28 protein-coding genes are annotated in these 22,526 nt (G+C 62.5%); 9 read left to right on the top strand and 19 right to left on the bottom strand.

All coding sequences use genetic code 11. The annotated features are described in order from the left end of the window. Positions 1–193: 193 nt before the first annotated feature. Positions 194–1,609, bottom strand: a complete 1,416-nt coding sequence (locus tag L8K08_RS13730) for a cytosine permease (RefSeq protein ID WP_242197755.1) — start codon at positions 1,607–1,609, stop codon at positions 194–196. Between the two features lie 250 nt (positions 1,610–1,859). On the opposite strand from L8K08_RS13730, the gene L8K08_RS13725 reads away from it, so the two are divergent. After that, positions 1,860–2,771 carry a LysR substrate-binding domain-containing protein gene (locus L8K08_RS13725; RefSeq protein ID WP_145165787.1) on the top strand — a complete coding sequence of 304 codons (912 nt, stop codon included), beginning with the start codon at positions 1,860–1,862 and terminating at the stop codon, positions 2,769–2,771. Here the strand turns inward: L8K08_RS13725 and L8K08_RS13720 are convergent. Genes L8K08_RS13720 through L8K08_RS13710 form a run of 3 tightly spaced genes read right to left on the bottom strand, consistent with a single transcriptional unit; the run spans position 2,768 to position 6,019 of the window. Then, positions 2,768–3,697 (bottom strand): PfkB family carbohydrate kinase, encoded by a 930-nt coding sequence (locus L8K08_RS13720; RefSeq protein ID WP_242197752.1) that lies wholly within the window; start codon positions 3,695–3,697, stop codon positions 2,768–2,770. The two genes, L8K08_RS13725 and L8K08_RS13720, sit on opposite strands and share 4 nt — an antisense overlap. After that, positions 3,687–4,673, bottom strand: coding sequence for a dihydrodipicolinate synthase family protein (locus L8K08_RS13715; protein ID WP_242197750.1), 987 nt, complete (start codon positions 4,671–4,673; stop codon positions 3,687–3,689). The genes L8K08_RS13720 and L8K08_RS13715 overlap by 11 nt, the downstream gene beginning before the upstream one ends. Positions 4,674–4,696: 23 nt before the next feature. Continuing rightward, the gene (locus L8K08_RS13710; RefSeq protein WP_242197747.1) at positions 4,697–6,019 is read right to left on the bottom strand and encodes an MFS transporter; all 1,323 of its coding nucleotides are present in this window, start codon (positions 6,017–6,019) and stop codon (positions 4,697–4,699) included. A gap of 321 nt (positions 6,020–6,340) precedes the next feature. On the opposite strand from L8K08_RS13710, the gene L8K08_RS13705 reads away from it, so the two are divergent. Further along, a complete protein-coding gene (locus L8K08_RS13705; protein WP_242197744.1) occupies positions 6,341–7,420 on the top strand; it encodes a LacI family DNA-binding transcriptional regulator in 1,080 nt (359 codons plus the stop codon). A 71-nt stretch (positions 7,421–7,491) separates the two neighbouring features. Here L8K08_RS13705 and argE read toward each other — a convergent pair whose 3' ends face one another. Genes argE through L8K08_RS13685 form a run of 4 tightly spaced genes read right to left on the bottom strand, consistent with a single transcriptional unit; the run spans position 7,492 to position 11,045 of the window. Then, a complete protein-coding gene (gene argE, locus L8K08_RS13700; RefSeq protein ID WP_242197741.1) occupies positions 7,492–8,637 on the bottom strand; it encodes an acetylornithine deacetylase in 1,146 nt (381 codons plus the stop codon). After that, positions 8,634–9,311, bottom strand: coding sequence for a DUF1028 domain-containing protein (locus L8K08_RS13695; RefSeq protein WP_242197738.1), 678 nt, complete (start codon positions 9,309–9,311; stop codon positions 8,634–8,636). Before L8K08_RS13695 ends, argE begins: the two co-directional genes overlap by 4 nt. 10 nt (positions 9,312–9,321) lie before the next feature. Beyond that, positions 9,322–9,732: a RidA family protein gene (locus tag L8K08_RS13690; RefSeq protein WP_010171793.1), complete on the bottom strand. Its 411-nt coding sequence runs from the start codon at positions 9,730–9,732 to the stop codon at positions 9,322–9,324. A gap of 23 nt (positions 9,733–9,755) precedes the next feature. Next, complete coding sequence (locus L8K08_RS13685; RefSeq protein ID WP_242197734.1) at positions 9,756–11,045, bottom strand: NAD(P)/FAD-dependent oxidoreductase; 1,290 nt, start codon at positions 11,043–11,045, stop codon at positions 9,756–9,758. A 247-nt stretch (positions 11,046–11,292) separates the two neighbouring features. Here L8K08_RS13685 and L8K08_RS13680 point away from each other — a divergent pair, with 247 nt between their 5' ends. Then, complete coding sequence (locus tag L8K08_RS13680; RefSeq protein WP_242197731.1) at positions 11,293–11,727, top strand: GNAT family N-acetyltransferase; 435 nt, start codon at positions 11,293–11,295, stop codon at positions 11,725–11,727. On the opposite strand, the gene L8K08_RS13675 is transcribed toward L8K08_RS13680, so the two are convergent. Beyond that, on the bottom strand, positions 11,724–12,326 hold the full coding sequence (locus tag L8K08_RS13675) for a response regulator transcription factor (protein WP_242197728.1): 603 nt from the start codon (positions 12,324–12,326) through the stop codon (positions 11,724–11,726). The genes L8K08_RS13680 and L8K08_RS13675 overlap by 4 nt on opposite strands. 114 nt (positions 12,327–12,440) lie before the next feature. On the opposite strand from L8K08_RS13675, the gene L8K08_RS13670 reads away from it, so the two are divergent. After that, positions 12,441–14,054 (top strand): hybrid sensor histidine kinase/response regulator, encoded by a 1,614-nt coding sequence (locus L8K08_RS13670; protein ID WP_242197725.1) that lies wholly within the window; start codon positions 12,441–12,443, stop codon positions 14,052–14,054. Here L8K08_RS13670 and L8K08_RS13665 read toward each other — a convergent pair. Further along, positions 14,044–14,379, bottom strand: a complete 336-nt coding sequence (locus L8K08_RS13665; RefSeq protein ID WP_242197722.1) for a hypothetical protein — start codon at positions 14,377–14,379, stop codon at positions 14,044–14,046. The genes L8K08_RS13670 and L8K08_RS13665 overlap by 11 nt on opposite strands. Positions 14,380–14,555: 176 nt before the next feature. Between L8K08_RS13665 and L8K08_RS13660 the strand changes: the two genes are divergently transcribed. After that, positions 14,556–15,047: a GNAT family N-acetyltransferase gene (locus L8K08_RS13660; RefSeq protein ID WP_242197719.1), complete on the top strand. Its 492-nt coding sequence runs from the start codon at positions 14,556–14,558 to the stop codon at positions 15,045–15,047. An 899-nt stretch (positions 15,048–15,946) separates the two neighbouring features. Here the strand turns inward: L8K08_RS13660 and L8K08_RS13655 are convergent. Beyond that, positions 15,947–16,432: an HIT family protein gene (locus L8K08_RS13655; RefSeq protein WP_242197716.1), complete on the bottom strand. Its 486-nt coding sequence runs from the start codon at positions 16,430–16,432 to the stop codon at positions 15,947–15,949. 140 nt (positions 16,433–16,572) lie between these two features. Between L8K08_RS13655 and L8K08_RS13650 the strand changes: the two genes are divergently transcribed. Next, positions 16,573–16,902 carry a DHCW motif cupin fold protein gene (locus L8K08_RS13650; protein WP_242197713.1) on the top strand — a complete coding sequence of 110 codons (330 nt, stop codon included), beginning with the start codon at positions 16,573–16,575 and terminating at the stop codon, positions 16,900–16,902. A gap of 3 nt (positions 16,903–16,905) precedes the next feature. Here L8K08_RS13650 and L8K08_RS13645 read toward each other — a convergent pair whose 3' ends face one another. The 3 genes from L8K08_RS13645 to L8K08_RS13635 all read right to left on the bottom strand — a co-directional run bounded on the left by L8K08_RS13645 (position 16,906) and on the right by L8K08_RS13635 (position 18,391). Continuing rightward, positions 16,906–17,049, bottom strand: a complete 144-nt coding sequence (locus L8K08_RS13645; RefSeq protein ID WP_242197710.1) for a hypothetical protein — start codon at positions 17,047–17,049, stop codon at positions 16,906–16,908. Positions 17,050–17,315: 266 nt separating this feature from the next. After that, positions 17,316–17,783, bottom strand: a complete 468-nt coding sequence (locus tag L8K08_RS13640; protein ID WP_145165772.1) for a copper chaperone PCu(A)C — start codon at positions 17,781–17,783, stop codon at positions 17,316–17,318. Next, the gene (locus L8K08_RS13635) at positions 17,783–18,391 is read right to left on the bottom strand and encodes an SCO family protein (protein ID WP_119735385.1); all 609 of its coding nucleotides are present in this window, start codon (positions 18,389–18,391) and stop codon (positions 17,783–17,785) included. The genes L8K08_RS13640 and L8K08_RS13635 overlap by 1 nt, the downstream gene beginning before the upstream one ends. 179 nt (positions 18,392–18,570) lie before the next feature. Here L8K08_RS13635 and L8K08_RS13630 point away from each other — a divergent pair, with 179 nt between their 5' ends. Both L8K08_RS13630 and L8K08_RS13625 read left to right on the top strand, forming a co-directional pair. After that, positions 18,571–18,954 (top strand): DUF2946 domain-containing protein, encoded by a 384-nt coding sequence (locus L8K08_RS13630; protein ID WP_242197707.1) that lies wholly within the window; start codon positions 18,571–18,573, stop codon positions 18,952–18,954. Positions 18,955–19,016: 62 nt separating this feature from the next. Continuing rightward, on the top strand, positions 19,017–19,562 hold the full coding sequence (locus L8K08_RS13625) for a putative natural product biosynthesis protein (protein WP_242197705.1): 546 nt from the start codon (positions 19,017–19,019) through the stop codon (positions 19,560–19,562). Between the two features lie 92 nt (positions 19,563–19,654). Here the strand turns inward: L8K08_RS13625 and L8K08_RS13620 are convergent, their stop codons facing one another. The 4 genes from L8K08_RS13620 to L8K08_RS13605 all read right to left on the bottom strand — a co-directional run bounded on the left by L8K08_RS13620 (position 19,655) and on the right by L8K08_RS13605 (position 21,512). Further along, positions 19,655–19,948 (bottom strand): hypothetical protein, encoded by a 294-nt coding sequence (locus tag L8K08_RS13620; RefSeq protein ID WP_242197702.1) that lies wholly within the window; start codon positions 19,946–19,948, stop codon positions 19,655–19,657. A gap of 59 nt (positions 19,949–20,007) precedes the next feature. Further along, positions 20,008–20,184 (bottom strand): KGG domain-containing protein, encoded by a 177-nt coding sequence (locus tag L8K08_RS13615; RefSeq protein ID WP_106580149.1) that lies wholly within the window; start codon positions 20,182–20,184, stop codon positions 20,008–20,010. A gap of 104 nt (positions 20,185–20,288) precedes the next feature. Beyond that, on the bottom strand, positions 20,289–20,765 hold the full coding sequence (locus L8K08_RS13610; RefSeq protein WP_242197699.1) for a hemerythrin domain-containing protein: 477 nt from the start codon (positions 20,763–20,765) through the stop codon (positions 20,289–20,291). A 189-nt stretch (positions 20,766–20,954) separates the two neighbouring features. After that, the gene (locus L8K08_RS13605) at positions 20,955–21,512 is read right to left on the bottom strand and encodes an ATP-dependent Clp protease proteolytic subunit (protein WP_145165767.1); all 558 of its coding nucleotides are present in this window, start codon (positions 21,510–21,512) and stop codon (positions 20,955–20,957) included. Between the two features lie 161 nt (positions 21,513–21,673). Here L8K08_RS13605 and L8K08_RS13600 point away from each other — a divergent pair, with 161 nt between their 5' ends. After that, positions 21,674–21,880 carry a PLD nuclease N-terminal domain-containing protein gene (locus tag L8K08_RS13600; protein ID WP_106580146.1) on the top strand — a complete coding sequence of 69 codons (207 nt, stop codon included), beginning with the start codon at positions 21,674–21,676 and terminating at the stop codon, positions 21,878–21,880. A 60-nt stretch (positions 21,881–21,940) separates the two neighbouring features. Here the strand turns inward: L8K08_RS13600 and L8K08_RS13595 are convergent, their stop codons facing one another. Then, positions 21,941–22,501, bottom strand: coding sequence for a type 1 glutamine amidotransferase domain-containing protein (locus tag L8K08_RS13595; protein ID WP_242197696.1), 561 nt, complete (start codon positions 22,499–22,501; stop codon positions 21,941–21,943). Between the last annotated feature and the right edge of the window lie 25 nt (positions 22,502–22,526).

Here is a 22,526-nt window from a genome sequence, read left to right as displayed (position 1 = left end):
CACCCATCGGATCGAACTAAGGTCATCGTTGGCCACCACCCCTCAACGGGCTAATCAAACGCCACGCAAGCGCGCTCGCACAGCCTTCATTCCTGCAACCCCAGCCCAAACGAAAAAACCACCCATACCGCAGCCGCAAAGCCACGATAGGGATGGTCCATTCAGTGCTCTAAAAATACTTCAGCCTGTTACCTCAAACCCCACCCACCAACTTGCCCCCCTCCATGCGTCGCTTATACGCACTGTCGCGACTCGCCAACCAAAAATACAACGGCGACGTCACCACCAACCCCACCACCCAGGACAAATCCGCGCCATTGATGTGTGCGGAAATCGGTCCTACATACAGCGGCGTATTCATAAACGGAATCTGCACTGCAATCCCGATGGCATACGCCAGCAGCGCCTGTGGGTTGTACTTGCCGTAGATCCCGCCATCCACGCGGAAGATCGAGGCGATGTCGTACTTGCCTTTGTGAATCGCATAGAAGTCGATCAGGTTGATCGCTGTCCACGGCACCAGTACCACCAGCAACACCAGCACCATGTCGACAAAGTGGCCGATGAAGTCTTTGGAGGCAAACACCGCCGCCATCGCGCAGGCAGCGAGCACGAGAATCGAGATCACCGCACGGCTTTTGGCGGTAGGAATCCAGCGATACGCAAAGGTCTGCACCAAGGTGATGATCGACAGCACCGCGCCGTAGAGGTTAAGAGCGTTGTGGCTGATCACGCTGAGCAAAAACAGCACCAGCATCAGTGGGCCGATGGCGCCGGTGGCGAGTTTGACGGCGTCCATGGTGTCCATGCCGACCGGGGTGGCGAGCACGGCGACGGCGCCGAAGATGAAGGCCAGGCTGGAGCCAAGGGCAGAGCCCAGGTAGGTGGTCCAGAAGGTGGACGCCACGGGGACGTCGGCCGGCAGGTAGCGGGAGTAATCCGACACGTAGGGTGCGAAGGCGATTTGCCAAAGCGCCGCGAGGGACACGGTGGCCAGCCAGCCAGAGATGTTGAAGCTGCCACGGGTCAGAAAGTCCGTGGTTTGCACGTGGGTGAAGGTGTAGCCGAAGCCCAGCACGATGCCGGCGCCGAGCACCCAGGTGCCGATGCGGTTGAGCACGTGGATGAAGCGGTAGCCGATGATGCCGATGATCCCGGAACCGATGGCGCCGATGACGATGCCGACCGGCACGGGCACGCTGTCGACCACGCCGTGCAGGGATTTACCGGCCAGCACGATGTTGGAGGCGAAGAAGCCGATGTACATGACGCCGGCGATCACCACCACCAGCAGCGCGCCGAGGGAGCCGAACTGGGCGCGGCTCTGAATCATTTGCGGGATGCCCATCTGCGGGCCTTGGGCTGAGTGCAACGCCATCAGCACGCCGCCGACCAGGTGGCCGACGAGGATGGCGACGATGCCCCACACCAGGTTCAAGTGGAACAGTTGCACACCCAACGCGCCGGTGACGATGGGCAACGGCGCGATGTTGCCGCCGAACCACAGGGTGAACAGGTCTCTTACCTTTCCATGGCGATCTTCCGGAGGCACGTATCCAATCGTGTGTTTTTCGATAAGCGGGGCGCAGGATGCTGCAGTGGTAACCATGACGAGCTCCAAGGCAAGGTGAGTACGTTGACGTACTTCGCTGTGCGACGCGTGGGCGACGCTTTGTTGTTGGAGTGATCATCTGCAATGGGCGCAGGGAGGTAAATTAGTAAGTTTGTTGCTATAGACCTTAAAAAAAGTATCTCGCCGGATTTTTTGCTCGGGTATGTTGCAGGGGCTTGAAGCCGTGCGAAAAAGCCGATTTTCGCGCACTTGTTTGGGGTGAAGTCCCACGTTTCTGGAGGTCCCGATGGCTGCCTATAACCTGCGCCAGCTCAGATATTTTGTGACCACGGCCGAGTGCGGCAGCGTCGCCGAGGCCTCGCGCAAGCTGTATATCGCGCAGCCGTCGGTCTCCACCGCGATCAAGCAGCTGGAAGACAGCTTTGGCGTGCAGTTGTTTATTCGCCATCACGCCCAGGGTGTTTCACTCACGCCCAGCGGCGCGCGGTTTTATCGCAAGGCGCTGGAGCTGTTGCGGGTCGCGCATGAGTTCGAGCAGAACGCCTTGGCCGACAATGATGTGGTGGCGGGGCAGATCGATATCGGCTGCTTTGAAACGGTGGCGCCGTTGTATTTGCCGCGTTTGATCGCGGGCTTCAAGGCGCGCTGGCCCGGGGTGGAAATCCGTATTCGTGATGGCGAGCAGCAAGAGCTGGTGCAGGCCCTGACGGCCGGCAGTATCGATGTGGCGATGCTGTTCGAGCATGACCTGGGCGGCACGATTGAAACCACGCCGCTGATGCCGCCGCAACAGCCGTATGCCTTGCTGCCGGCGGATCACCGTTTTGCGCAGCAGGCCAGGGTATCGCTGGCGGACCTGGTGCTGGAGCCCATGATCTTGCTGGATGTGCTGCCCAGCCGTACCTACTTCGTGAGCATCTTTGAAGAGCGCGGGCTGACGCCCAATATCGTGTTCAGCTCGCCGTCGATCGAGATGGTGCGGGGCATGGTGGGCAGGGGGTTCGGGTTTTCGATTCTGGTGACCAAACCCTTTACCGAATACACCTACGATGGCCAGAAGGTGGTGTGTGTGCCGTTGGCGGAGACGGTGACCGGCTCAGGGTTATCGGCAGTCTGGTTGCGTCGCGCGCCGCTGACCAAACCGGTGCAACTGTTCGTCGACTACTGCCGCGAAGAGCTCGCGCGGTTGCTGGCTTAGTACGGCGACGTTTCTGCGCCCAGGCGCGCCTCCAGTTGCGCCAGGGTCGGCGCGCCCCGGTGCCCGCCAAACACTTCGCATTTGATCGCCGCGGCAACGCTCGCGGCGCGCACGCGCTCGGCCAGCGTCCAGCCGTGCGCCAGGCCGTACGCATAGGTGCCATGCCAGACATCCCCGGCGTTGAGCGTGTCGATTGCGCGAATGTGGGGTGTCGTGAAGTGCTGCACCGCAGTGCTCGACCCTTCGCGCTGCCAGATCAGCGAGCCGCGTTCGCCCAGGGTGACGCCGATCACCTTGGCTTCGCAGCGCGACGCCAGGGCCAATAATGCCTCTTCGGGCGGGACGTTGCCAGCCAGCAACTGCAAGGCCGGCTCGGAAAACAGCACATGATCTGCCAGGGGAATCAGCGCGTTGAGGTCTTCCACGGCGGCGACATCGGCATCCAGCAGGGTCGGCACGCCCAGCCGCCGGGCGGCGCTGAAGGCTGCGTGAGCCCCTTGCAGCCAGCGCATGTCGGCCATTACCGCCGCCGCGCCCGCGATGTCCTCGAGTGGCAGCCAGGCGGCGTCGGCTTCCAGTGTGGGGTCGATGAACGGCACGACGAGACGCTCGCCATCACGGTCCACCAGGATGGTCGAGAACGGCGTGCGCCCTCCAGGCACCTGGCGAATCCATGCGGTGCAGACGCCGGACTGGCTCAGGTCCTCGATGAGCATTGTGCCGGTGGCGTCGTCGCCGATACGCGCCCACAGGGCAACCGGGCCACCCAGGCGCGCGATGCTCACCGCGGCGGCGGTGGCCATGCCTGACGCGGCCTGGACCGCCTGGCGGGGGAGAATCTTGGTACCGCGCGACGGGATGTGATCGACGCTGAAAATGGTGTCCCACAGCGCGCAACCCACGCAGATGACACGGTTATCCACCATGGCGCGGTTCTCCCGGCAGTCTCGCCTGCGGGGTATCGAGGGCGCGGATTCGGGCGCGAAAGTGTTCGGTGCCCGCGACGATTTTATCGAGCACGGCGTCCAAGGCCCAATGGCGTTCGCGCACGTCGTAGTCGATCACCCGGCAACGTATGGACGCAAAGGTGCCGATCCGCTGGTGGTAGATTTTCGCCAGGGCCGGGTAGCCCATGCCTTCTGTGGTGGCCGCCAGCACCAGAAAGGTCGCGAGTTCTTCAGCCAGTGGCGGGTGTTGGGCGCCATGCAGGCGCAGCCACCGATACAGGTCGGGGTGGAAGTTGGTGAACACGCCATTGAAGCCCGCAGCCCCGGCTTGCATGGCGTCCCAGGCGATCGCCGCATTGGCGTTGAGAATGCGCAGCGACGAGCCCTGCGCCAAGGCAACGCGCCGCTTGACCACTTGCAGGTCGCAGCTCACGTCCTTGAGCATGATGAAGCGCTGGCTGTCGATACAGGCCTGCAGCTCCTCGTCACTGAGCAAGCGCCGGTAGGGCGCCGGGCACTCGTAGAGGCCCAGGGGCACGTCAGCGGGCAGGCGTTCGAGCAGGGTGTGCAGGTTATCGAGAAACACCTTGCTGCCCTGGCGTTGCGGGTCAAGGTGGTTGGTCACCAGCACCACTGCGTCGGCGCCACTGGCGGCCATCGCATTAAGCTCGTGCACCTGGGTGTCGAGGCAGTCGCTGATATGGCCGGACACCGCCACCGGCACTCGCCCGGCCACTCGCTCAACCACATGCCGGGCAAGTTGGGTGCGCTCGTCGAGGCTGAGCCATTGCATCTCACTGGACTGCGCCACGGCGAACAACGCGTCGCAACCAAGGCCCAGGTACCACTCGATCAAGCGGTCGACGCCGGGGAAGTCAATGTGGCCAGTCTCGTCAAAGGGCGTGAGCATCACCGGCACGATGCCTTCGATGACAGGTTGGGCAGGGCGGGGCATAGAGGCGTCCTCTGGATGAATGTTCATGGGTGAGCCGCCACGGCGGTGACCGCGCAGACTGGCGGGGTATCGGGGATGGGGTGGCGTACCAGGAACAGGTACGACAGGGCGCCGATCATGGCGATGGCGGCGCCGGTCAGCAGTGCGGGCACGAACGACCAGGTCTGGGCGATATAGCCGGTCATGATCGGCGCGAGTGCGCCGCCCAGGAAGCCACCGAAGTTCTGGATCGCCCCCAGTGAAGCCACGCGATTGGCTGGCGCGACGGCGGTGGCCAAAGACCAGGCGCACGCCGATGACGCGTTGGCCAAAAAGATCACCACGCAAATGCAGGCCACGGCGATGACATTACTCTCCACCAGCGCCGCCGGGATGGTGAAGATCACCATGCCCACCATCGCGACGACCATCGCGTTGCGGCGTCCCAGCACCGCCGTCTCGCTGCGTCGGGTGATGCGGTCGGACACCCAGCCGGCGACCAGCGCGCCGATAAACCCGCAGAGGAACGGAATGGCAGCGGCCACGCCGCTCATCTCCAGGCTCATGTGCCGGGCGCTGCGCAGGTAGCCGGGCAGCCAGGTCAGGTAGACCCAGTTCAAGTACACCGAGCCCATGAAGCCGAGCATCATGCCCCAGGTTGTCGCGTGGCAGAACAGTGCGCGCCAGTCAGCAAACGTGACCTTGGGGGTGGTGACGTGGGGTTCATCGCTGTACAGGTAGCGACGCTCCTCTTCGGTGAGCGTGTCTTTGACCGGGTCGCGATAGACCACCAGCCACACCACGGCGACCAACAGCCCGGCGGCGCCGGTGAGGTAGAACGCCCAGCGCCAGTCGAGTGCCGCGATCAGCGCCGAAAGGCACAGCGGGGCCAGTGCGATACCCAGCGGCGAGGCTGAGTTGAAGATGCCGGTGGGCGTGCCGCGTGAGCGCAGTGGAAACCAGTTGCTCACCACCCGCGCGGCAGACGGGAATTGCGGCGACTCACCGATCCCCAGCAGCACGCGGGCGAGCAAGAACCAGCCGAAGCTCGACATCAGGCCGCCAGCCGCCTGGGCCAGGGACCACAGCACCAGGCCGCCGCCCAGCAACCAGCGTGGCCCGACGCGGTCAACCAGGGCGCCGACGGGCAGTTGGCAAAGCGCATAGCTCCAGGAAAAAGCCGAGAGCAGGATGCCCATTTCGCCCAGCGACAGATCAAGGTCGGCGCGCACGAACTCATTGGCAACGGCCAGCGTGCCGCGGTCCAGGTAGTTGATGATGCCGCTGAGCACCAGCAGGCTGAGGGCGAGGGTTTGCTGGCGCCGAATGCGCGGTGGCGCAACCGGGTGTGCAGGTGTCTGAATCATGATGGATGTCTCTTTTTATTGTTTTTGACAGCGTGCGCTGACCCGGCACGTTGGCCCGGCTTCCCGGCTTCCCGCCTTCCCGGCTGACGTGGCAGCACATGGCATTATGTAATCGTTTGTCATCCTGACAAAAATCGTCTCTGGGCCCTCGAATCGTTAACGCGGAGTGCCCAATATAAACACTGATGTTTAGAATGTTTATTTTTTGTCTAGCGCTTACATCCTAGGTTTTCAGTTTGCTGGCTGTCAACGATTCATTGACTGTGCCGAGGTGCCCGCTTAGGTTGTGCGTAACGCTTACTTTTTGACATGAAGCCACCTATGCCCGCCGCAACCACCACGCCCCGCGACACGCCTCATGCGCACAGTACCCAGGAACCGGTGCTCGCCGATGTCGCCCGGATCGCCAATGTGTCCACCGCAACCGTTTCGCGCTATTTGAATGAGCCGCAACGCGTCAGTGAGAAAACCCGCGCCAAGGTACGCGCGGCCATCGATCAACTGGACTGGGTGCCCAACGCGGCGGCGCGTTCGTTGGTTTCCAGGCGCTCGTACACCATCGGTGTGATCGTGCCGACCCTGGAGCACGAGAAATTTCACCAGCAGTTGCAGGCGTTCCAGAACCGTTTGGGCGCTCACGGGCTGGCGGTGTTTGTCGCCTGCTCGGCGTATGACCCGGGCGAAGGTTATCGTCAGGCCAGAGGCATGCTGGCGCGTGGCGTCGATGCGCTGGCACTGCTTGGGGATGATTACCCCGATGCGTTATTTGATCAGCTGGATGCCAAAGGCACGCCGTATGTGGTCACCTTTGGCAAGCGCGCCGGTGCGCGGCACCCTTGCGCCGGGTTTGACCATGGGCAGGCCTACGCAATGATTACCCGGCGCCTGCTGGCGCTGGGGCATCAGCGGTTTGGCATCATTTTCCAGTCGGTCACCGACAACGGCCGCATCCAGGCCCGGCTGCAGGCCGTGCACGCCACCCTGGCCGAGCAAGGGCTGGCCCTGCGGCCTCAGCATCAGGCCATTCGCGCCCAGAGCCTGAACGAGGGGCGCGTCGCGTTTGCCCGGGCCAGCCTTCAACACATCATGAGCCAACAACCGGCGCCCACCGCGATCATTTGCGGTAACGACATGCTTGCCATCGGCGCATTGCTGGAAGCCCAGGCGCTGGGCATTGCGGTGCCTGGTCAATTGTCCATTTGCGGGTTCGACGACATCGAGATCGCGGCCCACAGTCGGCCTGCCTTGACCACCGTTCAGGTGCCCGACCGGCAGATCGGCGAAATGGCCGCGCAGTACCTGATTGATCGTCTTGCCGGGCTTGCCTGTGAGGCGCCGCCGATGCTGGAGGTGCAACTCATTGAGCGCGAGTCGACGGGCGCAGCGCCACGCCAGGATTGAACACACCCTTGAGGGTGAGAGGGGAAGGGCTCCCCCTCACCGTTGAGGTGCGGGTTTGACAGCCCGGCGGCTCAGGCGCGAATCGAGTCCAGCATCCGTTGCAGCATGGCGTCGCAGCCTTGCAACTGCGCCACACTGACAAACTCATCCGGCTTGTGCCCCTGGTCCATGCTCCCGGGCCCACACACCACCGTGGGAATACCCACCGCATCAAACAATCCGCCCTCGGTGCCGAACGCCACGGTGCCGAAATCCCGCGAACCGCTGAACGCGGCGATCAGCTCTGCTGCCTGGCTGCGCTCATCGGTCACCAGCCCCGGATACGCCGACAACTCGGTAAACCGAATCGCACTCTGCGCACTCACCGCTTGCATACGGGGCAGCACCTGCTGTTCGGCGTAGGCCCGCAGCGCTGACGCCACGTCGCCTGGGTCCTGCGACGGCAAGGCGCGAATCTCAAAATCAAACCGACAGTCTGCCGGCACGATATTCAGCGCCTTGCCACCCGAAATCACCCCGGTTTGCACCGTGCTGAACGGCGGATCAAAGCGCGGGTCCTGCTGCTCGCGCAGTCGCTGGCCTATTCGCCCCAGCTCACCGATCAACTCGGCGGCATGCTCAATCGCATTCACGCCAGACGGCGCATACGCCGAATGGCAGGCCTCGCCATGCACATCACAACGCATCGCCAATTTGCCCTTGTGGCCGAGCACCGGTTTGAGTTCGGTGGGCTCGCCGATGATGCACAGCATCGGCTTCACCGGCCGCTGCTCCAGCACCGCCAGCAAGGAGCGCACGCCCAGGCAGCCGACTTCCTCGTCATAAGACAGGGCGATATGCACCGGCAGGCGCAAGTCGGCTTCCACCAACGCCGGCACCAGCGCCAGCACACAGGCGATGTACCCCTTCATGTCCGCCGTGCCGCGACCAAACAGCTTGCCGTCGCGCTCGGTCAACTCAAACGCCGGCACGGTCCACGGCTGGCCATCCACCGGCACTACATCGGTGTGCCCCGACAGCACAATGCCCGGCAGTTGCGTGGGGCCGACACTGGCAAACAGGTTGGCCTTGCTGCGCTGCGCGTTGTAGACCAGTTCGCTGGTCACCCCGAATTCGGCCAGGTAATCGCGCACGAACGCGATCAACTGCAAGTTCGATTCGCGGCTGGTGGTGTCAAAGCCCACCAGCGTCTGCAGCAATTGGCGGCTGGGGCTCATCGCTCGTCCCCGGCCACGCCGTAGCCGGGCGAGCGGTCGGGGGCGAGCGCGCGGTCGATGTAGTCCTGCACTTGTGGGCGGTAGGCGTCCCACAGTTTTTGCAGTTCGCCGATCGGCTGTGCATCGGCCCAGTCCACCCGCAAGTTGATGATCGGCCACGTCAGTTCGCCCACCACTACCAACGCGGCAGAGTGCACCGGGCCGGCTTCGCCACCGGCGGCGATGGCCGCGTGCATGGCGGCCAGCAGGCGGTCGGCGAGTTGGCCTTCGCCTTGCTCGAAGGCTGTGACCATCGCCTCGATCACCACGCGGTCAGCGAGCATATTGCCCGCCGCCACGCATTGTTCGCCCGCCACCGCGTGGTGCGTGCCGAGGGTTTCGCTGCCGCTGAAATGCACGCTGCGGCCCAGGTGATCAATCGCCGTCAATTGCCGGTACTGGCTGTAGCCGTTGCGGGTCAGGGCCTGGTCGACGGCCTCGGCCGGCGCGAGGCCTTGTTCGAGCAGGTCGAGCACGTCCGGGCCCAGGGCCGGCAGCGTGATGTTCTGGGTCGAGACCGCGCCCACACCGGGCCGCAGCCACGGGCAACGCGCGCCCACGGCGATGCTCGATGAGCTGATGGCGATGCCCAGCTGGCCGGTGTCTGCGCAGCGCGCGACGATTGAAAAGGTCATGTGCGGCTCCTTATTCGGGGATGACGGCGATCACGTCAATTTCCATCAGCCACTGCGGCTGGCCCAGGGCCGACACCACCAACCCGGTGGAAATCGGGAACACGCCTTTGAGCCACTTGCCGACTTCCTGGTACACCGGCTCGCGGTAGCGCGGGTCGATCAGGTAGGTGGTGGTCTTGACGATGTGGCTCAGGTCGGAACCGGCTTCTTCAAGCAGTTGCTTGACGTTGCGCATGGCTTGCTCGGCTTGCGCGCGCGGGTCGCCGAGGCCAACCAGGTTGCCGTCAAAATCAGTGCCCACCTGGCCGCGCACGTACACCGTATTGCCGGCGCGCACGGCCTGGCACAGGTCGTTGTCCAGGCTCTGGTTGGGGTAGGTTTCCTTGGTGTTGAACATGCGGATACGCGTGTGAGTAGGCATCAAAAAACTCCAAAAAAAAGTGATCAGGCGCTGACAAATGACGGTTGAACAACCGGTGCGGGTTCACGGTACTCAAGGTATTGGCGCTGGATGGCGATGTGGTCGGCCACGTACTTGGCGTCATGCCAAACGCCCCAGATAAACGACGAGCCACGGCGCGATTGCCAAGGCAAACCGAGGAAGTAGATCCCCGACACGGGGGCCACGCCGCGCTGGTGCTGCGGCTTGCCGGCGGCGTCAAAGGCATCGACCTTCAGCCAGCTGTAATCCACGGCAAAGCCGGTGGCCCAGATGATCGAGGTGATACCGGCCTCTGCCAGGTCCAGTTCCAGGATCGGCTGTTTGATGCATTCGGCGTCGGGGAATACGCGGCGTGCTTCGGGTTCCACCGGCAGGTCGAGGCCATTGCGCTCGATGTAGGCATCCGCCGCATCCAGCAGGGCCAGGTAGTTCTCATCACCGCGTGCCAGGTTTTCCACCAGGTTCGCCTGGAAGGTGGCGGTGCTGCCATTGAAGGATTGGGTCAGGCCGACGAGGGTCATGCCTTGCTGGGCCAGCTCGCGAAAATCGATGGTCTTGCCGCCGTGGGCGCCGCTCACTGCAATGGTCACGTGCTCGCGGCCAGGCTTCATCGCGGCTTGATCCCATTCGCCCAACACGCCTAGCCACCAGCAGAAATCGCGGTTGCGGTAGGCACGCGGCGGACGGTCGTGGGCGCCGACCGACAGGTACACCTGGCGGCCGGAGCGTTGCAATTCATCGGCGATCTGCACGCCGGACGAGCCGGCACCCACGACCAGCACGGCACCGGCGGGCAGTTGCGCAGGGTTGCGATAGTCGGCGGAATGAATCTGGTGCAGCGCGGTGTCTTTGGGCGCAATCGCTGGAATCACCGGTTTCTGGAACGGTCCGGTGGCGGCGACGACGCGGTTGGCTTCGATCACGCCTTCGCTGGTGTGCACGGTAAAGCCCGGACGGCCGACATTGCGCACCACAGCGCTCACCTCCACGCCGGTGCGGATCGGCGCGTTGAATTTGCGCGCATAGGCTTCAAAGTAATCGGCCACGCGCTCTTTAGGCGCGAAGCCATCGGCGGCGACGTCATCAAATTCAAGGCCTGGAAAACGGTCATGCCAGGCCGGCCCATTGGCCACCAGCGAATCCCACCGCCCGGTGCGCCAGCGCTCGGCAATACGGCTGCGCTCCAGCACCAGGTGCGGCACACCGTGCTTGCTCAGGTGCTCGCTCATGGCCACGCCAGCTTGACCGGCTCCCACGACCAGGGTGTCTGTTTTTGTTATTGCTTGCGTCATGTGTCTGTCCTTGCGTAATGCAGTTGGATTCAGCTTGGGCATGGCGTCAAGGCTAGGGGGAGGGCGATTTTTAATAAAATATTATTAAGCTGGGAACAGAGCATAAATATCGGATGCAGAGCGGTGTGCGTAACCCCACAGATCAAATGTGGGAGCGGGCTTGCCCGAGATTGCAATCTGCCGGGTGATGGCGTCATATCTGACCCAACGCCATCGCGGGCAAGCCCGCTCCCACAAGGTTTATGCCATGCCCGCGCTTCGCGCAATGACCCCTTCCGACTACGACGCCGTCCTCGCCCTCATGCAAAACACCCCTGGCATTTCCCTGCGCGATGCCGACTCCCGCGAGGCTACCGAACGCTACCTGGCGCGCAACCCTGAGATGAGTTTTGTCGCTGAAGCTGACGGCCGGGTGATCGCCTGCGTGATGTGCGGCCATGATGGCCGGCGTGGCTACCTGCAACACCTGCTGGTGCTGCCGGACTATCGCCGCCAAGGCATCGCCCAGGCACTGGTCGAGCGCTGCCTCGGTGCGCTGGAGCAACTGGGCATCGGCAAATGCCACCTCGACGTGTTCAAGACCAACACCCATGCCGCCGCGTATTGGCAAGGGCAGGGCTGGACGCTGCGAACGGACATCGACCGTTACTCCTTCACGCGCCCCGGCAACGAAAACGCCTAGAGTTCTGCTGAGTACTTAACGGCCGCCGCCGCGCGCGAGGGCACCTTCAAGCTGCGCAGCAGCGACGACACGTGAATGCGCACTGTGAACGGCGAGATCGCCAGGGCTTTGGCGATTTCCTTGTTGGTCTTGCCCTGGGCGATCAGGCGCAGCACTTCTTGCTGGCGCGCGGTGAGGGTGTGCGTGCCCAGGGGCAGCAGGCCGGAGGGCGCGAACTTGACCAGCACTTCGCCGTCGCGAATCGCCAGGAGGGCCTGGCCGATTTCGTCCGGGGTGATGTTCTTGCCGATAAAACCATCGGCACCCAGCGCCATCACCTGCTCGATCAGCGCCGGGTCATCCACCATCGACACCACGATCAAGGTGGTGCGCCGCAAGTGCTGGCGCAGCTCGGCCAGCTGGCTCATGCAGGTCAGGCCGGGAAAGCGCAGGTCGAGGATCAGTGTGTCGATATCGCTGCCGTCGCGGGTCAAGGCATGCACCGCGTCCAGGTCGCCGGCCTCTTGCACCACGGCCTCGGGCAGCAGGCGCTGCACGGTGCGCAGCATGCCTTCGCGAAACATCGGGTGGTCGTCGGCTATGATGATTCGGCCAGTCATGGTGTGCGCCTTCCTTGGGCAAGAGAGTGCTGTGACATGCTACTTTAGCACCGCGCCACAGGGACGCTGCTGGCACGTACCGGACAGATCGATTGCCGCACAAGGACGTCATCCATGAGTCATGAGACCAACTCCGAACTCGATCAGGCCAACCTGCGCATCGTGGTGGCCGCCATCGCGATTGTTTACATCGGCGCGCTGGGGTTCTTTCCCGGTCAGTCGGTGGACACCTACGTGCCGGTGATCCTGTACATCGTGGCGTTCCTGCTGGCCTCCATCGCGCTGCGCCAGGTCATCGCGCGCTGGCCCGGGCATTACCCGACGCGGCGGGTGCTGGGCATGATCCACGACTACACCGGCACCTCGTTCGGGCTGGTGGTGGGCGGTGAAGCGGCATTGCCGCTGTATGCCGTGATGGTGTGGGTCAACCTGGGCAACGGCATGCGCTACGGCTCGCGCTACCTGGCGATTGCCACGGGGCTGGCGTTGCTCGCGCTGCTGATCGTGTACCGGCTGACTCCCCTGTGGCAGGCGCAACCGTTCATGGTGCTGATGCTGATGATCACCAGCACGGTGATCCCGGTGTACGCGCATATTTTGCTCGAACGCACGCGCAAGGCTTCTGAAGAAGCCATCGCGGCCAACCTCGAAAAATCGCGGTTCCTGGCCCAGGCCAGTCACGATCTGCGCCAGCCGATCCACTCCATCGGTTTGTTCACGGCGTGTTTGCGTGAGGCAAAGCTTGGGCATGACGAACAGCGGTTGGTGGACAATATCGACCGCTCGCTGCTCAACGTGTCGCAGCTGTTCCGTTCGATTCTCGACCTCTACACCCTCGACAACGGCAGGCTGTTGCCCAAATACCAAGTGATTCACCTGGGCGAATTCCTCGCCGACCTGGTGCACCAGCACGCCGAGGCGGCGCACTGGGCCGGCGTGGAACTGCGCCTGCGGCCGTGTGCGTATTGGGTGCAGGTCGACCCCGCGATGTTGGCGACGATGGTGCAAAACCTGCTCTCCAATTGCTTCAAATATGGCGCGCAGCGCCCGGTACTGATTGGCGCGCGCGTTCGCGACGGCGGCGTGTCGGTGCAGGTGCATGACCAGGGGCGGGGCATTGCCGAGGAACATCAGGCGAAGGTCTTCGAAGAGTTTTATCGGGTGCGCCAACTGCGTGACAAGGACGTCGAAGGCGTGGGCCTGGGGCTGTCCATCGTCAAGCGGTTGGGGCAGTTGATGGGCGTGCACGTGAGCCTGCGTTCGCGGCTGGGCCATGGCACTTCCGTGAGCCTGTACGGCCTGGCACTGGCGACGGCGCCGCGCCAACCGGCTGCGCGAGACGACCCGCGCCAGGCCGGCTTGCTGACGGGTCTGAAAGTCTGCCTGGTGGAAGATGACCACAACGTGCTGTTGGCCACCCAGGCCTTGCTGGAACGCTGGGGTTGCGAGGTGCAGGCCGAATCCAGCGGGCAGGGCCTGGTCAGCGACTGCGACATCATCGTCGCCGACTATGACCTGGGCAACCACGCCACCGGCATCGAGTGCATCGATGCCCTGCGCCGGCAACGCGGCTGGGCGGTGCCGGCGCTGATTTTGACCGGGCACGACGTGGAAAAAATCCACGCTGCCCTGCATGACCGCAAGATCGCGATTCTGTCCAAACCGGTGCGGCCTGCAGAGCTACGCGGCACGCTGCGTGACCTCAGCCAGCCAACCGTCACTGCATGAACGGTGCGGCTTGACCGCCTTTGGCGCCTTTGGGCATGCACCAGGCGCTGGGTTTCATCAGGCCAAAGCTGGCCACGGTGAACAAGCCGCCGCTGGCACCACTGGGCACGGTGCAGTTGTAATCACCGGACGCGGTACTGGCGATGTAGTAGGTGGTCATGGAGTCATTGCGCACGTTGGAGATACGCTTGACCGGCTCACCGAGGTTGGTTTCCGACAGCGTCTTGAGATGGTCTTCATTGGGCTTGACGTTGCTGCAACCGGCTATGCCGATGATCAGGGCGCCAAGCAGGGTGAGACGGGTAACGCAGGCGTGCAGGTTCATGAGGCTTCTTCCTTGGGATTGTCAGGGTTTTTCCAGCGCGCAAGGCACCCTCGCGCAACAGGCGTGCGGTGCCGGGGGGAGCGGTGGAAGTGCCGTGGAATATAGCGCCGACGGGCAAAGGGGTCGATTAGCACAAGTGTGCTAATGGCACGATGAGGTCATGGACGGAGAGAAGCATGCTGCAGATTAAACGCGCCACCCAAGCGGACGCCCAGGCGGCGTTCGACATTCGCCTGTTGGCCATCCGCAGCCAATGCATCGGCGTCTACAGCCGCGAACAGATGCTGCTGTGGACCCGCGGCCGCGCCGAAGACGGCTACAGCGCGCTGATGGACAAACCGTTTTACCTGGGCTGGGTGAATGGCGAGCCCGTGGTCACCGGGATGCTCGACCCGGATAACCACGAAGTGGGCGCGCTGTTTGTGCTCCCTGAATTCGCCGGACGCGGGTATGGCAAGGCGATGCTTGATCACTTGGAAAACGTTGCGCGGGAACTGGCCATTGAGCACGTGGTGCTGGATTCGACGCTCAACGCGGCGAGCTTCTACAGAGCATGCGGTTATGTGGGCGACAAACAAGCGGTGTATCACTCGCCGTCGGGGCTGACCCTGGCGTGTATACCGATGACCAAGCGACTGATTGCTGAAGACGCGACTAGCTCCGGCTAACACAGGCAATTCCTGTGGGAGCTGTCGAGCTCCGGCGAGGCTGCGAAAGCGGTGGGTCAGGCGACCGTTGTTTCGGCAGTCCCGCCGCCTTCGCAGCCTCGCTAAAGCTCGACAGCTCCCACAGGGGAACGGGGGCGGGCTTGAAGGGGCGTGCGCAGCCGATCAACTGAGGCCTCGGCGGCGTCCGGGCATGGGCGCGGTCCGTGTGGGAGCTGTCGAGCCCCGGCGAGGCTGCGAAAGCGGTGGTTCAGGCAACAATTATTTCGGCAGTGCCGCCGCCTTCGCAGCCTCGCTAAAGCTCGACAGCTCCCACAGGGGATTGGGGGCGGGCTTGAAAGGAGCGTGCGCAGCCGATCAGCGGAAGCCTCGGCGGCGTCTGGGCATGGGCGCGCTCCTTGTGGGAGCTGTCGAGCCCCGGCGAGGCTGCGAAAGCGGTGGTTCAGGCAACAATTATTTCGGCAGTGCCGCCGCGTTCGCAGCCTCGCTAAAGCTCGACAGCTCCCACAGGGGATCGGGGGCAGGCTTGGAAGGCCGTGCGCAGCCGATCAGCCGAAGCCTCGGCGGCGTCTGAGCATGGGCGCGGTCCGTGTGGGAGCTGTCGAGCCCCGGCGAGGCTGCGAAAGCGGTGGGGCAGGCGACCGTTGTTTCGGCAGTGCCGCCGCCTTCGCAGCCTCGCTAAAGCTCGACAGCTCCCACAGGGGAACGGGGGCGGGCTTGAAGGGGCGTGCGCAGCGGATCAAACGAAGCCTCGGTGGCGTCTGGGCATGGGCGCGGTCCCTGTGGGAGCTGTCGAGCCCCGGCGAGGCTGCGAAAGCGGAGGTTCAGGTAACAATTATTTCGGCAGTGCCGCCGCCTTCGCAGCCTCGCTAAAGCTCGACAGCTCCCACAGGGGATTGGGGTCAGGCTTGGAAGGCCGTGCGCAGTCGCTCGATAACCTGCTTAACCGAGTCCCCCTGAACCGCCGGCGGCGTTGGGCTTTCGCCAAACTCGCGCCACACAAACAGCGTCAACTCGGCGCCGTCGGTCAGCGTCTGCGCTGGCGCCTGTGCGCCAAAACCTTGCAGCACGCGGTAGCGCGGGTCCTGCCAAAACGCCTGCTCGACCCAGTCGTACACCGGGATGAAGTGAAAGTGCAGCGGGAAGCCGGGCATGTGCCCATAGCGGCTGATGTACAGCCATTTGGGCTGCAGCTGCGCCTCGATCACCCGTTGGGTTTTAGCCAGCAAGCCGCCCAGCTCAGTCAGCGCGGCTTCCGGCATGTCGGCGAGCGAGTCGATTGGTGCCTTGGCACCCAGCATCAGGTAGCCCGGCAGCGTTGACGCCAGGTGATGGTTGAGCCGCCAGTGCTCGGTGTCGTGAAGGATGAAAGCGGGGTCGATCGGCATAAGCACGCATCCATGAGAGCCGGGCGGGCAGGATAACAAGCGCGAGCCCCTGTATCCCACAAAAGCCGGCGATCTGTGTCTATCGCTGCGCGTGGCGGGCGGATAGGGTCGAGCCACGTTAACTGACGACCGAGCCCACCATGCAACTGACCGCTGTCCCGTTTGCCATCACCGACTGGTCCACCCTTGAACCCGAACTGCACCCAGGCGTCACCGGCAGTGCCCTGTGGCGCACCTGCCACTTCGGCACCACCCGCGTGCGCATGGTCGAATACACGCCCGGTTACCTGGCCGATCACTGGTGCTGGCGCGGGCATGTGTTGCTGTGTCTGGAAGGCGAGTTGCACACGCAATTGGAAGACGGCCGCGAGTTCACCCTGACGGCCGGGATGAGTTACCAGGTGGGCAATGACATGGAAGGGCATCGCTCATCCACCCTCACCGGCGCGAAGCTGTTTATCGTGGATTGAGCCTCACCCTTTGCGATACACCTGAGCAGACGCCCGCGCCAGGTCAATAATGTTCTGCAGCGGCGCCGACGGGTTGAACGCGCGCCGCACCAGGGTGATCGGCGCCAGCAGCTTGGGCCTGGCGTTGCTGATCCGGCAGTACGCCACGCTTTCGCGGCGCAGAATCAGGCTATCGGGTGTGTTTGCAGATATAGAGAAAGTGATGAGGGCAGATCTTTTGGATATGGCGTTGGCGGGGGCTGGCAGGGGCCGGTTGTGGCGAGCGGGCTTGCCCCGCGTTGGGGCGCGAAGCGGCCCTGAAACCAGGCGCCGCGCGCTCACTGATGTACTGTGGTGGATTGACTGGGGCCGCTGCGCAGCCCAACGCGGGGCAAGCCCGCTCGCCACAACAAGCTCATTCGCCACGCAGTGGCTTAGTGCATCGTGCTGTGGTCCATACCGTCCAGTCCACGGGCCGGCGCTTTGACTTCAATCGACTGTTTCTCGCCCTTGGCGTTCTCCACCGTCAGGGTCAGCGGCACTTGGTCGCCTTCCTTGATCTGCCCGGTCAGGCCCATCAGCATCACGTGGTAACCGTTGGGGTCGAGCTTGACCGCTTTGCCTGCCGGCAGCGCGACCGAGTCCACCGGACCCATGCGCATTACATCGTCCTTCATGCTCATCTCATGGATCTGCACGTCCTTGGCCACCGGCGTTGCCACGCTGAGCAGTTTGCTGTCGGTGTCGGCGGTGACGGTCATGAACGCGCCGCTGGACGGCTGGCCCGGCACCGAGGCGCGAACCCACGCGTCGGTCACCAGCACCTGGGCACTGGCGTGCGCCGCAAGGCCCAGCAGGGACAGGCCGATCAGGGTGCGCTTGAGGTGTTGAACAGCAGTCATTAGCAGACCTCCATGACGGTGAGCAGGTCTTCTGCGCACTCTTTAGCGGTAAGGGATGCCGACAGGCCCAGGCGCAGGTTGCCGCGGGTGTCGAAGACGAAACTGGTGGCCGTGTGCGACAGGGTGTAGGTGTCGCCGGCGGGGATCTTTTCATAAAAGATCCCGAACTCCTTGGCGGCCACGGCGATTTCTTCCGGGGTGCCGTAGAGCGCTTCGAAGCTTGGGTCGAAGGCCTTGACGTACTTGTCGAGAATCGCCGGGGTGTCGCGCTCGGGGTCGAGGGTGATGAACACCACTTGCATGATCTCGCCGTCGCGGCCCATCAGCTTCTTGGCCTGGGCGGCGCGGGCGAGGGTGGTCGGGCACACGGCCGGGCACTGCGTAAAGCCGAAGAACACCACCGGCATCAGGCCACGGAACGAGCTAAGGGTGACGGTTTCGCCGTCGGTGTTCTTGAGCTTGAAGGTGCGGCCCATGATCTTGTCACTGAGGTCCTTGCCGTACTTGAAGTTCAGCTTGGGGCTGTAATCACAGCCGCCCAGCAGGCTGCCCAGGCCCAACAGGCCCATACCGGTCAGCACTTTGCGGCGGGTGAATAACGTACTCATCAACTGTGCATCCTGTGAAACGCCTGGATGACTCTGCAACGGCATGGCAGGCTTTGAAAAGGAGTAATGATGCGGGTGCACAGTCTACCAACCCAGGCCAGCCCACGTAATCTGCGACGTTCTGCCACAGGGCGCGCCGTGCTTCATCCCTTTGGGGCTTCAGTGGTAGAGTCGCCGCCATGAAATTGAGCCACCCCGACCGTTCGCTGATCGCCTGGGCCCTGTACTTCTGCGTGCTGATGAACCTGTTCGTCTGCGGTTTGGGCCATGGGCAGATGCTTGGCGAGCAACTCAACGGCATCGGTGGTGCGTTCTGCTCGGTGGACGGTAGCCAGGCGCCACTTTCCGACAAAGGGTTGGGTAACCCGGCGTCTGGCAACATCTCGAACTACTTTGCCTGCCCGGTATGCGCTGCCGTGACCGTGGCCATCGTGTTCCTCATCGGGCTGGCCTGGCTGTTGGGCCTCGGACACACCCCACGTCCTGCCCATGAGCGGCGCAACAAGGCGCCGCCGCGTTATTCCTGGCCCTCGGCCAACCCCCGCGCTTCCCCCGCATTCTGACGTGTGCCTTGGGCTTCCTGTGTTCAGGAGGCGTTCTATCGTCACGACTGTGAGTGTATTTCATGATCTCTGTATTGCCTGCAGGCGCCAGCCGCCTGGTCAGCAAGGCATCTCGGCGTATGCGCGCCGAACCGACACTGGCTGATTACCCGAGCAATTCGCGCTGCTTCGTGCACCTGGATGCGCGTTTATTGCCGTATTGGCACACCTTGTTCGATATCTGCCCGGCCTTGCTCAAGCTGGATCCACCGGAAGGGTTGAACCTGTTTCGCAGCTTCATGACCTGGGCCTATCACAACCAGCCGCCGCTGGACTGGACGTACCACCTTAACGTTTGCCGCTGGCTGCTCGCCTCGGGGTATCGATCACAGATTGATGAGGAGCCCATCGAGGCTTTCATGGCGGCCGCGGCGGCGCGCTGGATCACTACCGATCGAAGCCAGGCGCAGGGCGTGGTCGTGGGATGGCGAGGGGCGAGGATTTTCGATTGGAAGGGCAGTGCGTTGGCAAGCGTCGAACATCAGCCATTGCCAGCCCCGTTGGACGACTTCGGCTGGTGCCCGTTGAACCGTCAGGGTGATTTCAGCGGTTGGTTGCCAGTGCCCTGAGTCCTTGAGAGGCCACGGCGGGTCCCAGGCCACGCCGTGGCCATGGGCGAAAGGCAAGCGGCAAGGCGTTTCGCCTGGCCCTTGTTAAGCAGCTAGTTGCTGCTGCTGCGCGGAATCTTTTTCTGAGTCTTTTTCGCGTCGGGTTGCTTGTGTGAATTCCCGCTCGTCGAGGCCTTCTCTTTGGGCGGCGTTTCAGCCTTTTTGTCACTGTCGGAGGGGCTGCTCGGATAGGTGCCTGGCGGCAGCGCGGAACCTGCTGCGCTGCTGCCGCTCAGCGAATTGGCGGCGGGGGCGATGGCATCGCCAAAGGCGGCGAAAGCAGGGCTTGCCAGCAACGCTGAAAAGCCGACGATGAGCAACATCCTGTGGGAAATACTGGTCTTCATGACTCAATCCCCTTGCGTGGGCCGAAGCCCGGGAAACCCGGGCCCCGGTGGTGCTTCAATCAAGACTTCTTGGCGCCGCCGCCGGAGCTGTGGGCTCCGCCTTTTTTGCCGGCTTCAGAAGCTTTCTCACGGTCGTTGGCAAAATTGCCGCCGGAGCCTTGACCGCCACTTTTCTTGGCAGTATCTGGCTTGGCTTTACCGCCTGCACCTGTCGTGGTTTTTCCGCTGGTAGCCATTTCAAAATCCCTCTTCGATGAATGAATCAACGGTGTCGCTTAATTGGGAATGCTCAATCGAAATCAAAGTTTGAAATAGTTCGCGGGCATGCGACGAACGGGCATCAGGCCGCGATCGGCTTGGCGCCCAGGGCTTTCTTGTGCGCGGCTTTCATCGCTTCCATTTCTGCACCAAGGGCTTCGAGCACGGTCTTGCCCAACAGCTTCTTGGCCTGCGGGAACATCTCGGATTCCTCTTCTTCGATGTGGTGCTCCAACAGTTCCTTGACCACTTTGACGCGCCCGGAAAATTCAGTGGTCGAAGGCTCGGTCTGTTTCAGGTCGGGCAGCACCAGGGCGTCGACGGTGCGGTGCTCTTCCTTGGCCTCGTGGTACATGATGTCCTGCTCTTTACCGCCGGCCTTGCGGAACGCGGGGTAAAGGATCTCTTCCTCGAGGCGGGTATGCAGGCTGATCTCCATCTCGAGTTTGGCCAGCAATTCAGTGCGTTTCTTGACGCCACGCTCGGTGGACTCGCTCAGTTGGGTCAGCAGCGCCTTGACGCGTTCGTGGTCAGCCTTGAGAAGGTCGATTGCATTCATGGTGGAACCTCACGGATAGCATTCGGGCGTGTCGAAGTGCACGCCTCGTTACTTGGAGGTTGCATCAGTTGTACCAACTTGGATAACTTTAATAAAACCATATTAATCAATGAGATAGGGAAACCTGCAAGGCCGCGCATTCGTGCACCTTGCATGGTTTGCCAGGCAGCAGATTGCAATACGCCGCTTCTAGGCGCCGCTGACTTTCCAATGCTTGATGTCTTCGGCAAACACCACCTGCTGCACCTCGTGGGCAATGCCATAGGCCAGCGATTCATGCGCGGCGATGACTTTTTCCTCAGCCGACAGGCACTTGAAAATATCCAGCTGGGTCTCGGCTTGAGTGGTCTCCAATTCATAGATTTTCACGTAGCGCGCCAGGTCGTTATCCAGGCTCGACAGGTATTCACGCAGACGCTGGTGGTCCACTGAACTCTGGCTGAAATACCAGTTCATCGGGTGAATCAAAAACCGTGAGTGCGGCGTGGTGATGCGTCGGTTCGCCGCCAGGAACATAATGATGCCCATGGACTCGATGTTGCCCGCGTTGATCGCGCACAAGGGCACCGGCAACGCCTTGAGAAAGGTGTAGAGGGTAAAGCCGAAATTGGTGCTGCCACCGGTGGTCGACAGGTTCAGCAGCAGGGAACTGGCGCCTTCGCCGATAGCGTCCAGGCAACAGTCGCGAAAGCGCTCGGTGGTGCTCTGGTCGATCTGGCAGTGAAAGTGGATAACGTGCTCGGTCATCCTGAACCTCCTTAATTCAGTGCAGGCGAGGTGATTCAGTGTTGAGTCTAGAAGGTCGCGCAGGATTAGCTGCAACCGTTGGGCGTGAGCCCTTGCTGAAAATCGAATGGAACCCTCAGGCCATCTGCTTGACCTAATGCATAGACCTCAGGAGGTGAGCTATGCAATTGGAAACTATCTGGATCATTCTGGCCGTGATTCTGCTGATCTTGGAATTATGGGCGATCAACGTCGTATTACGCAGCACCGGTGGCTGGGAGACCAAAGGGCTGTGGTTGATCATTCTGATTTTCGTGCCGCTGTTCGGGCTGATCGTCTGGGCCTTGTTCGGGCCAAAACGTGAGATGGCTGAACAGCGTAAAAGCTGAGCCCATTCAAGACCGTAAACAGGCGCCCATTGGGCGCCTGTTTACGTTCAAGCGGGTGGTTTAGCCCGCAACAGCTTTGGCAATTGCTTCGTTGAACGCCGGCAAGTCATCCGGAGTACGCGAAGTGATCAAGGTCCAGCCATTGGCCTTGCATTCCTTGACCTGGGCATCCACCCAGCCGGCGGCGCCGGCGTTTTCAAGGTCGATCCGCACGCTTTTGTACGAGGTCAGGGTTTTGCCCTTGATCACGCCTGCATCGATCAGCGTCCATGGCCCGTGGCAGATCGCCGCGATGGTTTTGCCCGCCTTGACGAAGTCGTTGATCAAGCGCAGCGCGTCGGCATCCTGACGCAAGGTGTCAGCGTTGACGGTGCCGCCAGGGATGACCAAAGCGTCGAAGTCGCTGCTTGCCACGTCCGACAATTGCACGTTGGATTCCACGGTTTTGTCCTTCTCGGTGTCACCGACGAAGGTCTGGGTGGTACCGCCTTTGCTGGACGCGTGAGTCACCGTGGCGCCATAACCGCGCAGCGCTTCCAGTGGCTTGACCAGCTCATCGCGTTCGATACCGGTATTGGAGGTGATGATGAGGATTTTCTTGCCGTTGAGTTGCGAACTCATGGTCGAGTGTCTCCTGGGTCAGGGG

This window comes from Pseudomonas sp. TREG-RG-20F-10-E-6-01, assembly GCF_022662455.1.
GTDB lineage: Bacteria > Pseudomonadota > Gammaproteobacteria > Pseudomonadales > Pseudomonadaceae > Aquipseudomonas.
This window is presented reverse-complemented; position numbering and strand designations above follow the sequence as displayed.